The organism is Aquimarina spongiae, from assembly GCF_900141785.1.
Lineage (GTDB): Bacteria > Bacteroidota > Bacteroidia > Flavobacteriales > Flavobacteriaceae > Aquimarina > Aquimarina spongiae.
This window is the reverse complement of sequence record NZ_FQYP01000003.1, coordinates 292,551-308,913: the sequence shown is the minus strand read 5'-3', so window position 1 is coordinate 308,913 and position 16,363 is coordinate 292,551. Positions and strand designations below refer to the sequence as shown.

19 protein-coding genes are annotated in these 16,363 nt (G+C 35.7%); 18 read left to right on the top strand and 1 reads right to left on the bottom strand.

Annotation, left to right across the window (positions count from 1 at the left end):
* Nucleotides 1-49 precede the first annotated feature (49 nt).
* The 4 genes from gcvH to BUE24_RS08800 all read left to right on the top strand — a co-directional run bounded on the left by gcvH (nt 50) and on the right by BUE24_RS08800 (nt 2,552).
* Nucleotides 50-430: a glycine cleavage system protein GcvH gene (gene gcvH / locus BUE24_RS08815; RefSeq protein WP_073315632.1), complete on the top strand. Its 381-nt coding sequence runs from the start codon at nt 50-52 to the stop codon at nt 428-430.
* Nucleotides 420-815: a VanZ family protein gene (locus tag BUE24_RS08810; protein WP_170864575.1), complete on the top strand. Its 396-nt coding sequence runs from the start codon at nt 420-422 to the stop codon at nt 813-815. The genes gcvH and BUE24_RS08810 overlap by 11 nt, the downstream gene beginning before the upstream one ends.
* Before the next feature lie 154 nt (nt 816-969).
* The gene (locus tag BUE24_RS08805) at nt 970-1,695 is read left to right on the top strand and encodes an energy transducer TonB (RefSeq protein ID WP_073315631.1); all 726 of its coding nucleotides are present in this window, start codon (nt 970-972) and stop codon (nt 1,693-1,695) included.
* A gap of 107 nt (nt 1,696-1,802) precedes the next feature.
* Nucleotides 1,803-2,552 carry an energy transducer TonB gene (locus BUE24_RS08800; RefSeq protein WP_073315630.1) on the top strand — a complete coding sequence of 250 codons (750 nt, stop codon included), beginning with the start codon at nt 1,803-1,805 and terminating at the stop codon, nt 2,550-2,552.
* A 78-nt stretch (nt 2,553-2,630) separates the two neighbouring features.
* Here the strand turns inward: BUE24_RS08800 and BUE24_RS08795 are convergent, their stop codons facing one another.
* Entirely contained in the window at nt 2,631-3,500 is an 870-nt protein-coding gene (locus BUE24_RS08795) for an MBL fold metallo-hydrolase (RefSeq protein ID WP_073315629.1), read from the bottom strand.
* Between the two features lie 205 nt (nt 3,501-3,705).
* Here BUE24_RS08795 and cyoE point away from each other — a divergent pair, with 205 nt between their 5' ends.
* The 14 genes from cyoE to BUE24_RS08725 all read left to right on the top strand — a co-directional run bounded on the left by cyoE (nt 3,706) and on the right by BUE24_RS08725 (nt 16,321).
* A complete protein-coding gene (gene cyoE / locus BUE24_RS08790; protein ID WP_073315825.1) occupies nt 3,706-4,608 on the top strand; it encodes a heme o synthase in 903 nt (300 codons plus the stop codon).
* Nucleotides 4,599-5,180 carry a cytochrome c oxidase subunit 3 gene (locus BUE24_RS08785; protein ID WP_073315628.1) on the top strand — a complete coding sequence of 194 codons (582 nt, stop codon included), beginning with the start codon at nt 4,599-4,601 and terminating at the stop codon, nt 5,178-5,180. Before cyoE ends, BUE24_RS08785 begins: the two co-directional genes overlap by 10 nt.
* 139 nt (nt 5,181-5,319) lie before the next feature.
* Nucleotides 5,320-6,303, top strand: a complete 984-nt coding sequence (locus tag BUE24_RS08780; RefSeq protein ID WP_073315627.1) for a cytochrome c oxidase subunit 3 — start codon at nt 5,320-5,322, stop codon at nt 6,301-6,303.
* Between the two features lie 22 nt (nt 6,304-6,325).
* Nucleotides 6,326-6,685 (top strand): cytochrome C oxidase subunit IV family protein, encoded by a 360-nt coding sequence (locus BUE24_RS08775; protein WP_073315626.1) that lies wholly within the window; start codon nt 6,326-6,328, stop codon nt 6,683-6,685.
* 104 nt (nt 6,686-6,789) lie between these two features.
* On the top strand, nt 6,790-7,443 hold the full coding sequence (locus BUE24_RS08770; protein ID WP_073315625.1) for a hypothetical protein: 654 nt from the start codon (nt 6,790-6,792) through the stop codon (nt 7,441-7,443).
* 2 nt (nt 7,444-7,445) lie between these two features.
* Nucleotides 7,446-8,174 (top strand): SCO family protein, encoded by a 729-nt coding sequence (locus tag BUE24_RS08765; RefSeq protein ID WP_073315624.1) that lies wholly within the window; start codon nt 7,446-7,448, stop codon nt 8,172-8,174.
* Nucleotides 8,174-8,716 (top strand): DUF420 domain-containing protein, encoded by a 543-nt coding sequence (locus BUE24_RS08760; RefSeq protein ID WP_073315623.1) that lies wholly within the window; start codon nt 8,174-8,176, stop codon nt 8,714-8,716. The genes BUE24_RS08765 and BUE24_RS08760 overlap by 1 nt, the downstream gene beginning before the upstream one ends.
* Nucleotides 8,717-8,730: 14 nt before the next feature.
* Nucleotides 8,731-8,961, top strand: coding sequence for a hypothetical protein (locus BUE24_RS08755; protein WP_073315622.1), 231 nt, complete (start codon nt 8,731-8,733; stop codon nt 8,959-8,961).
* 213 nt (nt 8,962-9,174) lie between these two features.
* Nucleotides 9,175-9,876 carry an ABC transporter ATP-binding protein gene (locus BUE24_RS08750; protein WP_073315621.1) on the top strand — a complete coding sequence of 234 codons (702 nt, stop codon included), beginning with the start codon at nt 9,175-9,177 and terminating at the stop codon, nt 9,874-9,876.
* Entirely contained in the window at nt 9,869-11,116 is a 1,248-nt protein-coding gene (locus BUE24_RS08745) for an ABC transporter permease (RefSeq protein WP_073315620.1), read from the top strand. The genes BUE24_RS08750 and BUE24_RS08745 overlap by 8 nt, the downstream gene beginning before the upstream one ends.
* A 1-nt stretch (nt 11,117) precedes the next feature.
* Nucleotides 11,118-12,383, top strand: a complete 1,266-nt coding sequence (locus BUE24_RS08740; RefSeq protein ID WP_073315619.1) for an ABC transporter permease — start codon at nt 11,118-11,120, stop codon at nt 12,381-12,383.
* A gap of 68 nt (nt 12,384-12,451) precedes the next feature.
* Nucleotides 12,452-13,564: an efflux RND transporter periplasmic adaptor subunit gene (locus BUE24_RS08735; protein ID WP_073315618.1), complete on the top strand. Its 1,113-nt coding sequence runs from the start codon at nt 12,452-12,454 to the stop codon at nt 13,562-13,564.
* Between the two features lie 56 nt (nt 13,565-13,620).
* Complete coding sequence (locus BUE24_RS08730) at nt 13,621-14,955, top strand: TolC family protein (RefSeq protein WP_073315617.1); 1,335 nt, start codon at nt 13,621-13,623, stop codon at nt 14,953-14,955.
* Between the two features lie 79 nt (nt 14,956-15,034).
* Complete coding sequence (locus BUE24_RS08725) at nt 15,035-16,321, top strand: efflux RND transporter periplasmic adaptor subunit (protein ID WP_073315616.1); 1,287 nt, start codon at nt 15,035-15,037, stop codon at nt 16,319-16,321.
* The last annotated feature ends 42 nt before the right edge of the window (nt 16,322-16,363 follow it).

The window sequence follows — 16,363 nt, the reverse complement described above, 5'->3', positions numbered from 1 at the left end:
TTAGAATTATTTTCGTCGCAAATAGTAAAAACTCGTAAATAATTTTCGGATGAACATTCCTTCAGAATTAAAATACACAAAAGACCATGAATGGGTAAAAATTGATGGCGATATTGCTACAGTAGGTATCACGGATTTTGCACAAGGCGAACTTGGGGATATCGTATATGTAGAAGTTGAAACTCTTGATGAGGAACTGGATAGAGAGGAAGTTTTTGGTACTGTAGAAGCTGTAAAAACGGTTTCAGACTTATTTTTGCCATTATCTGGCGAAATTGTTGAGTTCAATGAAGCTCTCGAAAGCGACCCAGAGGTAGTGAATTCAGATCCTTATGGAGAAGGGTGGATGATCAAAATCAAAATTTCTGATACGTCTCAAATCGATGATCTTTTATCGGCAGATGGTTATAAGGAAATTATTGGGGCATAACTACCTTTTACTACAAGCAATTTTGTATACCGGGTTGATCACCTGGGCCTCGTTAGCTAAATTTGTTAATCCAATACAAGTAGATGTAAAAGACTCGGATAAAATTGCGCATTTTGGTGCCTATTTTGTTTTTGCTTTTATTTGGTTTCTGTTCTTCTTCTTTTCTCAAAAAAGAACAGAAGGTTTTAATCAGAGTTTGATCAAATCGTCTCTTATTTGTTTTTTGTATGGTTTAGCGATGGAGATTGCTCAGGCTACATTAACCAATTATAGAAGTTTTGATTGGAAAGATGTTCTAGCCAATACAAGCGGTATAATTTTTGTGGTAATTTTATTGAAAGTATTTGAAAACAAATTGATTAAATTTAAATCAAGCAGAACTTAAAAAGACAGCGCTAATCCGTCTAAAGATGATTTAGTGTTTGTTTTGGAACAAGATAAAAGTTAAAAAATCTACTTTTTTGATTTACATTTTTATCTTTAGTTGGAAATTACAAAAGAAAATAGCTATTTTAGCAATCCTATAACGTGATATAATTATGGAACCGAAGAAAAATCCTAAAGCAGATTTAAGTAGAAGAAGTACTTTATTCCTTCAGCTAGGACTTATAGCAGTACTGTTTTTTACTTGGGCAGCAATTGAGTGGAAAACTTATGATAGAAGTAATATTGATATTGGTCAGGTAAATCTTGATGAATTAGAAGAAGAGGATGTGCCAATTACACAAAACTTGAACACACCACCTCCACCTCCACCTCCGCCACCTGCTCCAGAAGTTATAGATGTAGTAGAAGATGAAGAAGAGGTAGAAGAAACTATTATCGAATCTACAGAAACAAATCAAGAAGAAGAGATCGTTGAAGTAGAAGAGGTAGAAGATGTTGAAGAAGAAGAAGAAATTGCAGATGTGCCGTTTGCAGTAATTGAAAACGTGCCAATTTTCCCTGGATGTGAAAATGCTGGAGGAAACGCTGCAAAGAAGAAATGTATGAGTGATAAGGTTAAGAAATTTGTTAACCGTAAATTTAATACAGAACTAGGTAGTGAACTTGGTCTTACCGGTGTAAACAGAATTTACGTAAGATTTAAGATTGACAGATCTGGAAACATTGTTGGTGTTCAGGCTAGAGGGCCGCACCCAAGATTAGAAAAAGAAGCTGGACGTGTAATTAAGCTGTTGCCTAAAATGACTCCTGGTAAGCAGAGAGGAAAGGCAGTAGGGGTATTATATTCACTTCCGATTGTATTCCAGGTGCAGGATTAAGAAAAATACTTTTTTAGTTATATAAAACCCCGTTACGGAAGTAACGGGGTTCTTTTTTGGTATGCTTGTTGATTTAGATTTTAATTGTAACGTTAAAACTAAATATTATGAGTAACAAGCACGACGTAAATGTACGAAAAAGTACGTTTGTCAATTTTCAGATTGGACTTGTAGCAAGTCTATTATTTACCTATGTGATGTTTGAAGTGTATACCGTAGCGCTACCTGATCTTGCGGTAGAACCGGTTGTTGATGATTTTCCTGAAGAGGTTAATTTCAGCATGGATACTTTTGTGATCGAAAAGAAGCCAGCTCCCAAAGAATTGGCGGTCAAAGTAAAACCTAAAGTTATTCCTACAGAATTTATTGAAAAGAAAGATACTGACGCTCTTGAGGATTTTGAAAAAGAATTTGTGAATGAGCAACCTAAAGAAACAGTAGTTACAAAAGCTCCTTCTATTGAATCAATACCAGATGTAGAGATAGATGAGGATATTACTGTGATCTTTAATAAGGTGGAGTTTGTTCCTGTATTTCCTGGTTGTGAAACTTTGGAGACAAATGAAGAGAGAGCAAGTTGTTTTTCTGAGAAAGTGAAACGAATTGTTTCAAAGAAATTCAATACCGGATTAGGAGCCGATCTTGGAATGGAAGGTGTACAGAGAATTTATGTGCAATTTGAAGTATATAAGGATGGGACTATCCAGAACATAAAAGCAAGAGGTACGCATAAGCTTTTAGAAAAAGAAGCTAAACGGGTGGTTCAAACTTTTCCAAGAATGACACCTGGAAAACAAAGAGATCGGAATGTAACGGTAAAGTATCAATTGCCTATAGTTTTTAAAATACACAATTAACTTTTTAGACATCACATATGTAAAAAAGCCTGTAGCGTTATGCTAACAGGCTTTTTGTAAATAATATGGGGATTGTGTTTACTTTGTAAGGCTTACATAAATGGTTTTACGCATACGTTCAGAGTTGATAAAACCACTTCCGTAGCCTTTGCTGTCGTAATTGGCAGTTAATGTTTCGTTTTTTATAATATCCTCTTCGGATTTACCAGCGTCAATTTCTTTTTGGATGTTTGCTGTGATGTCTTTTAGCATTTTAAGGAAATCCTGAAGGTCTTTTTTGGTAGCCAAAGCGCCATGCCCGGGAATAATTTTGGTGTCATCATTTGCGAGAAGTAGTGCTTTTTCAGAAGCTTTGATGTAACCTTTAATACTTCCGCCAGAGTTTAAATCAATGTAGGGGTAGCGACCGTTAAAAAAAGTGTCTCCCATGTGTAATACGTTTCCTTTGGCAAAATAAATCAAAGCGTCACCGTCGGTATGCGCGTTGTGTACATGAAAAGCCTGGATGCTCTCTGCGTCAAAGTGAAGTTGTAGGCCTTCATCAAAAGTAATTACAGGTAACGAATTGGCTACTACATTCCCTTTTTCTTTTTGATTGCGTTCCATTCTAGAGCGTACATTTTTTTGAGCAAAGATCGTAGCGCCTTTTTTTGTCATATTTTCGTTACCCCCGGTATGATCTCCGTGATAGTGCGTGTTGATCACCATAGTTACGGGTTGATCACTAATCGTTTTAAGACCTGTAAAAATTTTTTCTGATAATCGCGCGAATTGATCATCAATGATAAAGAGGCCTTTTTCATTTTTAAATACTCCGATGTTCCCTCCTTGTCCGGTAAGCATATAGATATTTTGAGCTACGGGATCAATAGTTATAGTGACTTCTTTGTTTTGTGCACTAACGAGTAAAGCTGTTAAAAGTTGAGTGAGTAGAAATAATCGTTTCATAAGTTTGTAGTATGATTTATCCCTGTTGGTCGCAAGGATGATGTAAAAATTACGTTTCTAAGGGTGTAAGGTGCTCAAAATCTTTGGGTAAAGTAATCAACAGGTGTTAAAAGGTGAATTATAAGGAGTTATAAGTTGTCTAAAAGGCTTTTAAGATATATCTTTGCACCACTTTTACAAAAGCGATATATAAAACGTGCAAGATTTGAGCGTAACCCAAGTCGATACAATTAAAGTTTCTGTTGTTCAGGATTTTAAAGAGATAACAAAAATGCGTCTGGCATTAAGTGTGGTTTTCTCTTCGGTAGCCGGATATTTGTTGGGTGTTGAGACAGTTTCGTGGACTACTTTGATTCTTTTGGCAATTGGTGGATATTTGATGGTGGGAGCGTCTAATGCTTTCAATCAAGTGATAGAAAGAGATCTTGATAAATTGATGGATCGTACTAAAAATCGCCCGGTGCCTTCTGGTCGGATGTCTGTCAATACTGCTTTAGCTATTGCTACCCTTTTTACTATAGCAGGAATTACCGTATTGTATGTAATCAATCCGCAAACAGCAATGTTTGGTGCAATTTCCATCTTTTTTTATGTGAGTTTGTATACTCCTTTAAAAACAAAAACACCGCTTTCTGTGTTTGTAGGTGCTATCCCGGGTGCTATCCCTTTTATGTTAGGATGGGTAGCTGCTACCAATGATTTTGGGATTGAACCAGGTACCTTATTTATGGTGCAGTTTTTTTGGCAGTTTCCGCACTTCTGGGCGATAGGATGGTTCTTGTTTGATGACTATAAAAAAGGAGGATTCTTTATGCTTCCTACAGGAAAGAGAGATAAGGGTACCGCAACACAGGTGGTGATTTACACGCTATGGACGGTGGTAACATCTATCGTACCTGTTTTTGGAGTTACAGGGAGACTTTATCTTACACCGGTTTCAGGTGTTATTATACTGATATTAGGATTGGTTTTACTCAGATCAGCAATTAGATTATATAAAAATAGAGATGCCAAAACTGCTAAGCAATTGATGCTAATGAGTGTTTTATATATAACACTTTTGCAAATCATTTATGTGGCAGATAAATTTATTAGAGTATGGATTTAACCCAAGGAACTACGCAAGAAAAGATCAATAGATCCAAAAAGACCATGATGTGGTTTGCCATGATCAGTATGGCAATGGTTTTTGCGGGACTTACCAGTGCTTATGTAGTGAGTAAATCTAGAAAGGACTGGGCAACAGATTTGGAGTTTCCTCAGGCTTTTGTGATAAGTATTCTAGTTATTTTGTTGAGTAGTGCTACTTTTCATTTTGTCAAAAAAGCAATAGATCAAAATAATCGAGGATTAGCTACCGGACTATTATTGGCTACCCTAGGTTTGGGAGCATTATTTGTAAACTTACAATTTCAAGGTTTTAACGATATTATCAATCAAGGATATCATTTTACAGGACCAACTTCTAATATTGTGTCTACATTCATGTTTATCATTGTGGTAACACACTTAGCCCATATTGTAGGAGGGTTGCTGGTTCTTTTGGTGGTAATTTATAATCATTTTAAACAAAAGTATAAAAAGGGACAAACTTTAGGGCTTGAACTAGGTGCAATGTATTGGCACTTTGTTGATTTTCTGTGGGTTTATCTCTTCTTGTTTTTGTATTTCGTGAAATAAGTAATAATGCGGATTTTGCGTCAATAAAATAGATTATCATACACGATGATATTTGACCAAATTAAAAAATGGATTTAAGGAGGTGAAATGATAAAATTGATTATTTTTGTGGAAAATTTAACAATACCAAATTCTTTATATGGAAACAGCTGTTACTAAAACAGGTACAGAGGATAAAATCTGGGGAGGTGGTAACGAGCCACTGAAAGCGAGTTACGGTAAGATGATGATGTGGTTTTTTATCCTTTCTGATGCACTTACATTCTCAGGTTTTCTTGCCGCATATGGTTTTTCAAGATTTAAGTTTATAGATTCTTGGCCTATAGCCGACGAAGTTTTTAATCACTTTCCATTTTTACATGGTGTAGATGCACCAATGTACTATGTGGCGTTGATGACTTTTATATTAATTTTCTCTTCTGTAACTATGGTACTTGCTGTAGATGCTGGTCATCACATGAAACAGAAGAAGGTAATCCTTTATATGTTCCTGACCATTATCGGTGGTTTAATTTTCGTAGGTTCTCAAGCATGGGAGTGGAAAAACTTCATCAAAGGAGAGTACGGAGCGGTAGAAACTAAAGGAGGTCAGATATTACAATTTGTTGATGCAGAAGGACACCGAGTGGGACTGAAAGAGATCGCTATTCTGGATACTCATAAAGAAAGAACACAACACGAAAGTAAACTTGGTGTATGGTATGATAAAGAATCTGCCCTTCCAACCTATACGATCGATGAGATCCGTGCTGGATTTGCAAAGAGAAAAGATCTTTTGATTCGTACTCAAGTATTGACCGAAGAAGGAGAAAAGACAATTTTATCAAGAGAAGAATCTCTAAGAAGATTACAAGCTGATGCTATCGGAATTGTAGAGGGAGCAAACCTCGTGCATAATGAGTATGGAACTCCATTGTTTGCAAACTTCTTTTTCTTCATTACTGGATTTCACGGATTCCACGTATTTTCTGGGGTGATTATAAATATCATCATCTTTATCAATGTGATTCTAGGAACATATGAGAGAAGAAAGAATTACGAGATGGTAGAGAAAGTCGGTTTGTACTGGCACTTTGTAGATTTAGTTTGGGTATTTGTATTTACATTCTTTTACCTGGTTTAATAAAAAATAGTAGATAGATAATATGGCACACGATACAGCACACCACGAATCAAATATATCAAGAATATGGAAAGTGTTTTTTCTACTTTCTGTGATTACTATTGTTGAAGTTATTTTAGGTATTATTAAGCCTCCGTTTCTTATAGAAACTACTTTAATAAGTATGAAGCTATTAAACTGGATCTTTATTATTCTTACGATCTGGAAAGCATACTACATTACATGGGCTTTTATGCATATGGAAGGAGAAACTAAAGGACTTAGAAGATCTGTAGTATGGACTGCTATTTTCTTGATTTGTTACCTAATCTTTATTCTATTAACAGAAGGAGATTATGTATATGAAGTTTTCAAAGCAGGACACAAAAGCTGGGATTTCTAAATCCTGAAATATATAGTTAAAAGCATTGTAAAAAGACGGTTTTTTGAGCCGTCTTTTTTATTTTTGCAAAACCTATTTTGGTAGATAATCTACTATTTACATAAATGAAGAAAATACTAGTTTTAGGTACTTTGTTTGTATTGCCGTTGGTGGCATACTTATTCTTTGCTTCTGGAGTACATAATTTTGCAAAACTCCCTGTGTTAAATACTGAAGTTGGCACTTTGACAGACTTTGAATCTTTAACTTCAGAAGAAATCACTCTTGATGATAAAATTACAGTTCTCGGTTTTTTGGGAAAGGAAATCCACAATAAACAGGGAAATGCTTTTAATCTTAATCAAAAGATTTACAAAAAAAATTATGGCTTTAGGGACTTTCAGTTTGTTATGGTATTGCCATATGGTAGTGAACAGGCTGCAAAAAAACTATTAGAAGAGTTGGGCGTTATTACTGATGTAGTACAATGGAAATTTCTTTTCGGAACACCAGAACAAATTGAAAGGTTGTTCGCATCCTTAAAAACACCACACCAACTCGATGCCAATTATGCAGCCAATTATGTGTATATCATTGATAAAGATGGTAGTCTTAGAGGGAGAGATGGAAGTGTCAAGAAAGATGAACCTACGGTGTATGGATATGATGCAAGTTCTGTGGCCGATTTGTCTAACGTAATGGTAGACGATATCAAAGTGGTTTTGGCAGAATATCGTCTGGCGCTAAAAAAGTATAAGGCTTATCGTAAAGACAAATAACTATGAAAAAATATTCTTACGTAGGAATTTCCTTTATTGTTTTAATTTTTGGGATCATATTTATTCCAAGAATTGTAAATAGAGTAAAAGATACATCAGTGGTGAAGAATGATAGAATGAGTGCTGATAATCCTTATGCTAATGAAAAGTTGGCTTATCTAAAAATTAATGGAGAACCAAGGAAAGTGCCCGAGTTTGCTTTTCTGGATCAGGATAGCATATTAATTACCAATCATGATTATAAAGGGAAGGTATTTGTAGCTGAGTTTTTCTTTACCAGTTGTCCTACAATTTGTCCTAGAATGAACCGCAATTTGGTTTATCTTCAGAATGAGTTGAAAGAGTATCCCAACTTTGGAATTGCTTCATTCACCATTAATCCGAAGTTTGATACACCTACTCGGTTAAAGAAATATGCAGAGAACTATAAGGTTACTGATCCCGATTGGCATTTTCTAACTGGAGATCGAGAGGATATATATGATTTGGCCAATGCTGGGTTTAATATTTATGCGGCAGAAAACCCAGAAGTGCCCGGTGGTTTCGAGCATAATGGATATTTTGCGTTAATTGATAAAGATGGGTATATGCGATCAAGATACGATCAATCAGGAAATCCAATTATATATTATAGAGGTACAATAGGAGTTGAAGAAAAGATGGATGAAAATGGAGAAGAAGAGCAGATTACCGTTTTGTTAGAAGATATTAAAAAATTATTAGAGGAATAATGAGTGATAGCGTTGCCATAGAAAAGAAATACAACAAGTGGATTGTTATTTTATCAATAGCGATACCTGTGGTCGTAGCTGGGCTTTTTGGGGTAAACCTAAGAAAAATGGGATACGATGTGGAGCCACTTACTTTTTTACCTCCGATTTATGCTTCGGTAAATGGATTAACTGCTATTTTGTTGGTAGCTGCGCTTTGGGCGATTAAGAATAAAAACATCAAATTACATGAGGGCTTGATGAAAACTGCCATTGTTTGTTCTGTGCTGTTTCTGGGAATGTATGTAGCCTATCATATGACTAGTGACTCCACCAAATTTGGAGGAGAAGGAATTATAAAATATGTGTATTACTTTATTTTAATTACCCACATTATATTATCTATTGTGGTTATTCCGTTTGTGTTGGTTACCTATGTTCGTGCATTAGCAAAACGATTCGATCGTCACAAAAAAATAGCAAGAATTACATTTCCTATTTGGTTGTATGTCGCAGTAACTGGTGTTATTGTGTATTTGATGATATCTCCTTATTACGCGTAACTAATACGAATTCCTTGAAGACAAAAATTTTCTATATAACGATTCTTTTATTTTTAATTGCTCTTCCTACAGAAGCACAATGTTCTATGTGTAGGGCTGTATTAGAAAGTGAAGAGGGGCAAGAAACAGCAAAAGGAATCAATGATGGGATAGTGTATTTGATGATCATTCCTTATGTTTTGATAGGGGTGGTAGGATATTTTATTTTCCGAAACAAGAAAAAAATAAAACCTGTCGAAAATTAATATTTAACATTTTCATAACAGGAATAAGTGTAACAAAGCTTGTAACTAGCTAGTCTTATGTAACAAGACTACACTAACCCATCAACAAATTACTAGCAGGGAAAACTAGCTGTTTGCTGTAAAAAGTTTCATATAAAACTGTTTTGTGAGTCTTAATCAAAAATAAGGTACATTTTTTGTGCCCTATTCATTCATCTAATCAAGCGAAAAGTTATGATTGAAATCAAAGACTTGCATAAATCTTACCAAATGGGGAGCAATTCGCTTCACGTACTTAAAGGAATAGATTTTAGCGTTAAAGAAGGAGAACTGGTTTCTATTATGGGATCTTCAGGTTCCGGAAAGTCCACATTACTTAATATTTTAGGGATGCTGGATGAAGCAGATAGTGGAAGCTATTTTCTCGATGGGATGCCCATCAAAAATTTAAACGAAAAAGTGGCGGCCAAATACCGCAATAAGTTTTTAGGATTTATCTTTCAATCCTTCAATCTTATTACCTACAAAAGCGCATTGGATAATGTAGCCATGCCTTTGTATTATCAAGGAGTAAAACGAAAAGAACGTTTAGAAAAAGCCTTGCATTATCTTTCAAAAGTTGGACTGGCAGATTGGGCTTCACACCTTCCGAATGAACTTTCAGGAGGGCAAAAACAGAGAGTTGCTATAGCCAGAGCTTTGGCATCAGAACCAAAAGTGTTATTGGCAGATGAGCCTACAGGGGCTTTGGATACCAAAACCTCGTATGAGGTTATGGAGCTGATTCAAGGAATTAATGATGAAGGGAAAACAATTCTTATCGTTACACACGAACCCGATATTGCCAACATGACCAAGCGAATTGTTAATCTTAAAGATGGTGTAATCATTGATGATACTTTAGTAGAACAGGTAAAAGCCGTAGCTCATGTTTAGTATAGAACGATGGCAAGAAATTTTCGAAACAATCTCCAAAAATAAACTACGTACCTTCCTTACCGGTGTATCTGTTGCATCCGGGATTTTTATTCTTGTTTTGTTATTGGGAGTAGGTCAGGGTATGCAAAATGGAATTGCCAAAGAATTTGAAGGAGATTCAACCAGCAGTATTTGGGTATGGACACGAACTACTTCTGTCGAATATAAAGGATTAAATCCAGGAAGAAGAATTAATCTTACCAACGAAGATTATGCCTTTATTAATAAAAGTAATGAAAGTACATTAGAACATAGTTCTTCTCGAGCAAGACGATGGGGTATTTTGGTTACCTATGGTAAAGAATCAGGAAGTTATGGTATCGAAGGAATTTATCCGGACTTTCAGGTTATTGAAAATGAAGAGATGGTTAGCGGTCGATATGTAAATCAAAATGATATCGATGAACAGAATAAAGTGGCTGTAATAGGAAACAAAATTAAAAGAGATTTATTCAAAAAGGATGAAGAAGCCGTAGGAGAGTATATCGAGATTAATGGGATTCCTTTTAAGGTAATTGGGGTATATTCTGATAAAGCAGGAGAGCGAGAAGAAGATAGAGTTTTTATCCCATCTCCAATAGCACAACAGATTTTTGGGTTAGGACCCAATATCAATGGGTTGGCTTTTTCTTTGGCTCCCGAAGAAAACTTCGAAACAGCAGTTCAAAAATCAGAGCAGTTTGTAGAGGCGATGACTACTTATCTTAAAGCAAAGCATATTATAGCTCCCGAAGATGATCGTGCTATCGGGGTAAACAATAATCTCGAAAATGCAAAACGCTTTTATAATTTGATCTTTATGATCAAAGCCTTTTTCTGGTGGGTGGGAATTTGTACCATCATTGCTGGAATTGTAGGGGTAAGCAATATTATGCTGATTATTGTAAAAGAGCGTACCAAAGAAATAGGTATTCGTAAAGCTATAGGGGCACAACCCGCTTCAATTATTGGTCTTATTTTACAGGAAGCTATTTTTGTAACCGCATTAGCCGGTTTTGTCGGACTTATTTTGGGGTTAGCACTTTTAGAATTTGCAGGGCCATTGGTACAAACCGAATTTATATTAAACCCTTCGGTAGATTTTAATGTGGCCTTGACCACTGTTTTTATTTTAATTTTTGCTGGAGCTCTTGCAGGCTTTTTCCCTGCATGGAGAGCCGTAAGAATAAAACCTATTGTAGCACTTAGAGACGAATAATATGTTTAATAGAGATCGATGGGACGAAATACTTCAAGCACTTACAGCCAATTGGTTTAGAACGGTATTAACCGCTTTTGGTGTGTTTTGGGGAATATTTATACTGGTTATTTTATTAGCCGCAGGAAAAGGACTAGAAAACGGAGTTAAACAAGGGTTTGGAGATATTGCTACCAATACCATGTTTATGTGGACACAAACGGTTTCAAAACCGTATAAAGGACTGCCAAAAGGTAGGAGGTATAACTTTAAGATATCTGATGTGCAATCCATCAGGGATCAGGTACCAGGACTGCTATATATTTCTCCAAGAAACCAATTAGGAGGGTTTAGAGGTTCAAATAATGTAACTAGAGGGTTAAATACGGGAGCTTTTAACGTATATGGAGATTATCCAGAAATTATTAAGCAAGATCCCATTAACATCACCTCTGGGCGCTTTGTGAATTATGGAGATATAGAAAGTAAACGAAAAGTAGCAGTGATTGGAGGAGGTGTAGTCAAAGAATTGTTTACAGATGGCGAAGATCCAATTGGGGAATATATTAAAATTCAGGGTGTAAATTTCATGGTAATCGGTACCTACTCCAAAAAATCAAACAATGGAGATGGCGAAGAATCCCAAAAAGAAATTTATGTGCCATTTACCGCATTTTCTCAAGCCTTTAATTACGGCGAGGTAGTGGGGTGGATGGCCATCACGGCAAACGATGATCAATCAATTACCAATTTAAAGGGAGATGTAATGGATGTAGTGAAAACTAATCACTCTATTCATCCCGAAGATAACAGAGCGGTTGGTAATTTTGATTTGTACGAAGAATTCAAGAAAATAAACGGCTTATTTATCGCTTTACAGGGGGTGGCATATTTTGTAGGAACCCTTATATTACTTTCTGGAATTATTGGGATCAGTAACATTATGCTGATTGTGGTAAAGGAGCGAACCAAGGAAATTGGTATTCGTAGAGCCTTGGGAGCATCCCCTTGGGCAATAAGAGGGCAAATCTTGTTAGAATCTATTTTCTTGACGATCATTTCAGGAATGGCAGGTATTGCTGTTTCAACAGGAATTATTTTTGCAATCAATAAAATGTTGGAGGGGGCTCCTGCAGATAATGATAGTATGTTTGCTAATCCAAGTGTAGATTTAACAGTAGTGTTTGTTGCACTATTTATATTAATAACAAGTGGTTTGTTAGCTGGTTTAATACCTGCTCAGGTAGCGATCAAAACCAAACCAATAGACGCATTAAGAACAGAATAAATTAATCATCAATCAAAAACAATCCTACTCTGTAGGATGTTAAGAAATCCAATAGAAGTGTACTTATTATGAAAAGAACAGTAACCATTATTATTTTAATCATCATAGCTTTAGTTTTCGGGGGATCCTTGTATTACTTATATCAAAAAAACCAGGAAGATCCTGTTACTTATGAAACAGAGCAAGCATCGGTTGAAACCATTATCAAAAAAGCGGTAGCCACAGGAAGTATTGTTCCTAAAGAAGAAGTATTGATCAAGCCCAATATTTCAGGAATTATCGAAGAAATTTATATAGAAGCCGGAGAGCAGATCAAATCAGGTGATTTGATTGCAAAAATTAGGGTGGTCCCTAATATCTCTTCTTTACAAAGTGCCAAAAACTCCGTGCAAAGTGCTAGAATTGATCTGGAGAATCAGCAAAAAGTGTACGATAGACAAAAGGAATTGTTTGATAAAGGAGTAATTTCGGCCAACGAATTTGATGGAGTAGATGTGGCTTACAAACAAGCGAAACAATCTTACGAAGCGGCTCAGCAAAACTATCAAATTGTAAAAACAGGTACCGCAAGAGGATTGGGAAGTGTAGCAAATACATTGATCCGGTCTACTGTGACGGGGATGGTATTAGAAGTGCCTGTAAAAGAAGGAAATCAAGTTATTGAAGCAAATAACTTTAATGATGGTACTACTATCGCAGCCATTGCTGATGTAGGGAAAATGATATTTGAAGGGAAGGTAGACGAGAGTGAAGTAGGAAAAATTAAGGAAAATTTACCTTTAGAAATTACAGTAGGAGCTATCGAAAATAAAAAATTCGATGCCGTACTGGATTATATTGCACCCAAAGGAAAAGAAGAGAACGGAGCAATTCAGTTTGAAATTAAAGGATCATTAGATAAGAACGATTCTACATTTATTAGGGCTGGACTTAGTGCAAATGCTTCTATTATTTTGGCCAAAGCAGATAGTGTTATGGCGGTAAAAGAAGCGTTAATTCAATATGATTCTGAGACACAAAAACCTTATGTAGAGATAGAGACAGGAGAACAACAATTCGAAAATAGAGATGTGGTATTAGGGGTAAGTGATGGAATTAACGTCGAAATTAAAAGTGGTATTACCAAAGAAGATAAAATAAAAGTTTGGAATCAAATTAAGAAGTCAGAATTTGAGAATTAAAATTTTTTTAGGAAATAATTGTAACAACATCATTCAATTAGATACATATAGGCATTATGCGAATTAAAATTTCAATTTTATTACTTACACTTTTTAGTGTATTGGGGACTCAAGCGCAGAAAAAGCAATGGAGCTTACGAGAGTGCGTAGAATACGCTCTTGAAAATAATATAACCATAAAGCAGTCAGAACTAGATGTAGAATCTGCTGCCATAGACAAGTTAACTGCATTGGGTAATTTCGTTCCTTCTGTTAATGGATCTGGAACACTGTCTTCAAATACTGGAGCAAATATTAACCCGGTTACTAATGCTTTTGAAACTAATACCTTTACATCGTTTACTACCGGGGTGAATGTAGGGTTAACATTATTTGATGGATTGCGTAATCTTCGTCAATTACAAAGAGCAAAAATGAACAGGTTGTTAAGTCAATACAACCTTGGGAAATCTAAAGATGATATTGCTTTGTTTGTGGCTAATGGTTATCTCCAGGTTCTATTAAATAAAGAATCGCTGAAAGTAATTCAAAAGCAACACGAAATAACATTAGAACAATTGCAAAGAACCAAAGATCTTGTTGAAGCAGGAGTACTTCCAGAAGGGGATTTGCTAGAAATAGAAGCTACCTCTGCTGATGAATTGACACGAATTGTACAAGCAGAAAATTCAGTTCAGATTTCTTTGATCAGTTTAGCACAAACTTTACTAATAAAGGATTATGAAACTTTTGATACGGTAGAACAAGATTATATTGTTCCTGGTTCAGATATAGTGAATAAACCAATTGATCAAATTATTGGGAGAGCTCGAGAAGCTCGATATGAAGTGCAAATTGCAGAGCAAAATAAGTTATTGGCCGAAAAGGATGTTCAGCTTGCAAGAGGGAGCTACTATCCTACATTAAATGCTTTCTTTGGATACAACACTCGATGGGCGGATAATGACTTTTTGGAAAGAGACTTTACTACACAGTTGTATGAAAATGACGGATTTTCTTATGGATTGCAAGTTAATGTGCCTATTCTTAATGGATTCAATACAAGAGCTAACGTGAAAAGAAGTTTGGTAAACGTAAAACGTACAGAATTTCAGTTGGAGCAAGCCGAATTGGATTTGGACAGTAATGTGTATCAGGCTTATTTAGATGCCAAAGGTTCTGCAGAAGCATATGAAGCTGCTCAAGTGGCTGTAAAAGCTCAAGAAAGAGCATATCAATTCGCAAAAGATCGTTATGATGTAGGACTCTCTAATGCTTTCGATTTTAGTCAATCTAAGTTTAGATTGGAGAATGCGCAAAGCCAAGAGGTGCAAAACAAATTTGATTATATTTTTAAACTTAAAGTTCTCGAACTTTATTTCGGGATAAAGATTGCAGACATTAAACTATAAACGGTAGTTTTCTATTTTTTGGCTACTGTTTAAAAAGAAATTGTAATTTCAATATATAGAATTAATAGTGAAGTAAGTCATGAGTAGAAAAACATTACTTTTTATTTTAGGAGGAGTTTTATTTTTAATCATTATGCTTGTTGTTGGCAAAAAAGCAGGATGGTTTGGTAAGGATGGTAACTTTAAAGAAGTTTCTGTCGCTAAAATAGAAAGAATTGATATTGTAGAAACCGTAGCTGCAACTGGCAAAATACAGCCAGAGGTAGAGGTGAAATTATCTTCAGAGGTCTCTGGAGAAATTATTGATTTACCGATCAAAGAAGGACAGCAAGTTCAAAAAGGAGATTTGCTGGTCCGTATCAATCCGGATATTATTCAGGCAGGATTAAATCGATCTCAAGCAGCTTTGCAGAATGTAAGAGCTGGGTTGCAACAGGCTGAGGCTAGTCTTAAAGAAGCAAAGCTTAGTTATGATCGTAATAAGGAATTGTTTGAGAAAGGGGTAATCTCTAAAGCAGAGTGGGATAGAGCGGTATCGGCTTATGAAGTGGCAGAAGCCTCTAAGCAGTCTGCATTTTATAATGTAAGAAGTGCTCAGGCAACTGTGAATGAAGCTAAAGATAATTTAAGCAGAACTACCATTTATGCGCCTATGAGTGGAACCATCTCTAAACTGTCTGTCGAGCTAGGAGAACGCGTTGTAGGAACACAGCAAATGGCAGGAACAGAGATTGTTCGTGTTGCGAACTTAAGCAATATGGAAGTTGAAGTAGATGTAAATGAAAATGATATTGTAAAAGTATCAATTGGTGATTCTACCATCGTTGAAGTGGATGCTTACCTTAAAAAAGAGTTTAAAGGTTTAGTTACAGAAATAGCTAATTCTGCTGAAAACTCAGTAAGTGCAGATCAGGTGACCAATTTCAAAGTTAAGGTACGCATTTTGGAAGAATCGTATAAAGATCTATTAGAAGGAAAACCAGAGAGTTTCTCTCCTTTTAGACCTGGGATGACGGCAACTGTGGATGTAATCACCAACAAAAGAGAAAATGTTGTTGGTGTACCAATAAGTTCGATAGTAATTAAAAATGATACTTCTAGCGTTCGTAAAGGAGCAAAAAAAGATAAGATAGCTACCGCTACTGAAGAAAAGTTTGAATGCGTCTTTGTCAAGAATGGAGAAACTGCCAAGTTAAAAGTAATTAAAACAGGAATCCAAGACGATACCAATATCGAAATCACTGAAGGTTTATCAGAAGGTGATGAAGTGATTACAGGGCCGTATAATTTGGTAACAAAAACGCTTAAGACAGGAGATAAAGTGATTTCTGAAGAACAAAAAAATGCAGAGGAAAAAGCAAAGTAATATTTGATTGAGTACATCATATTTCTTAGTTGATTCAATTAG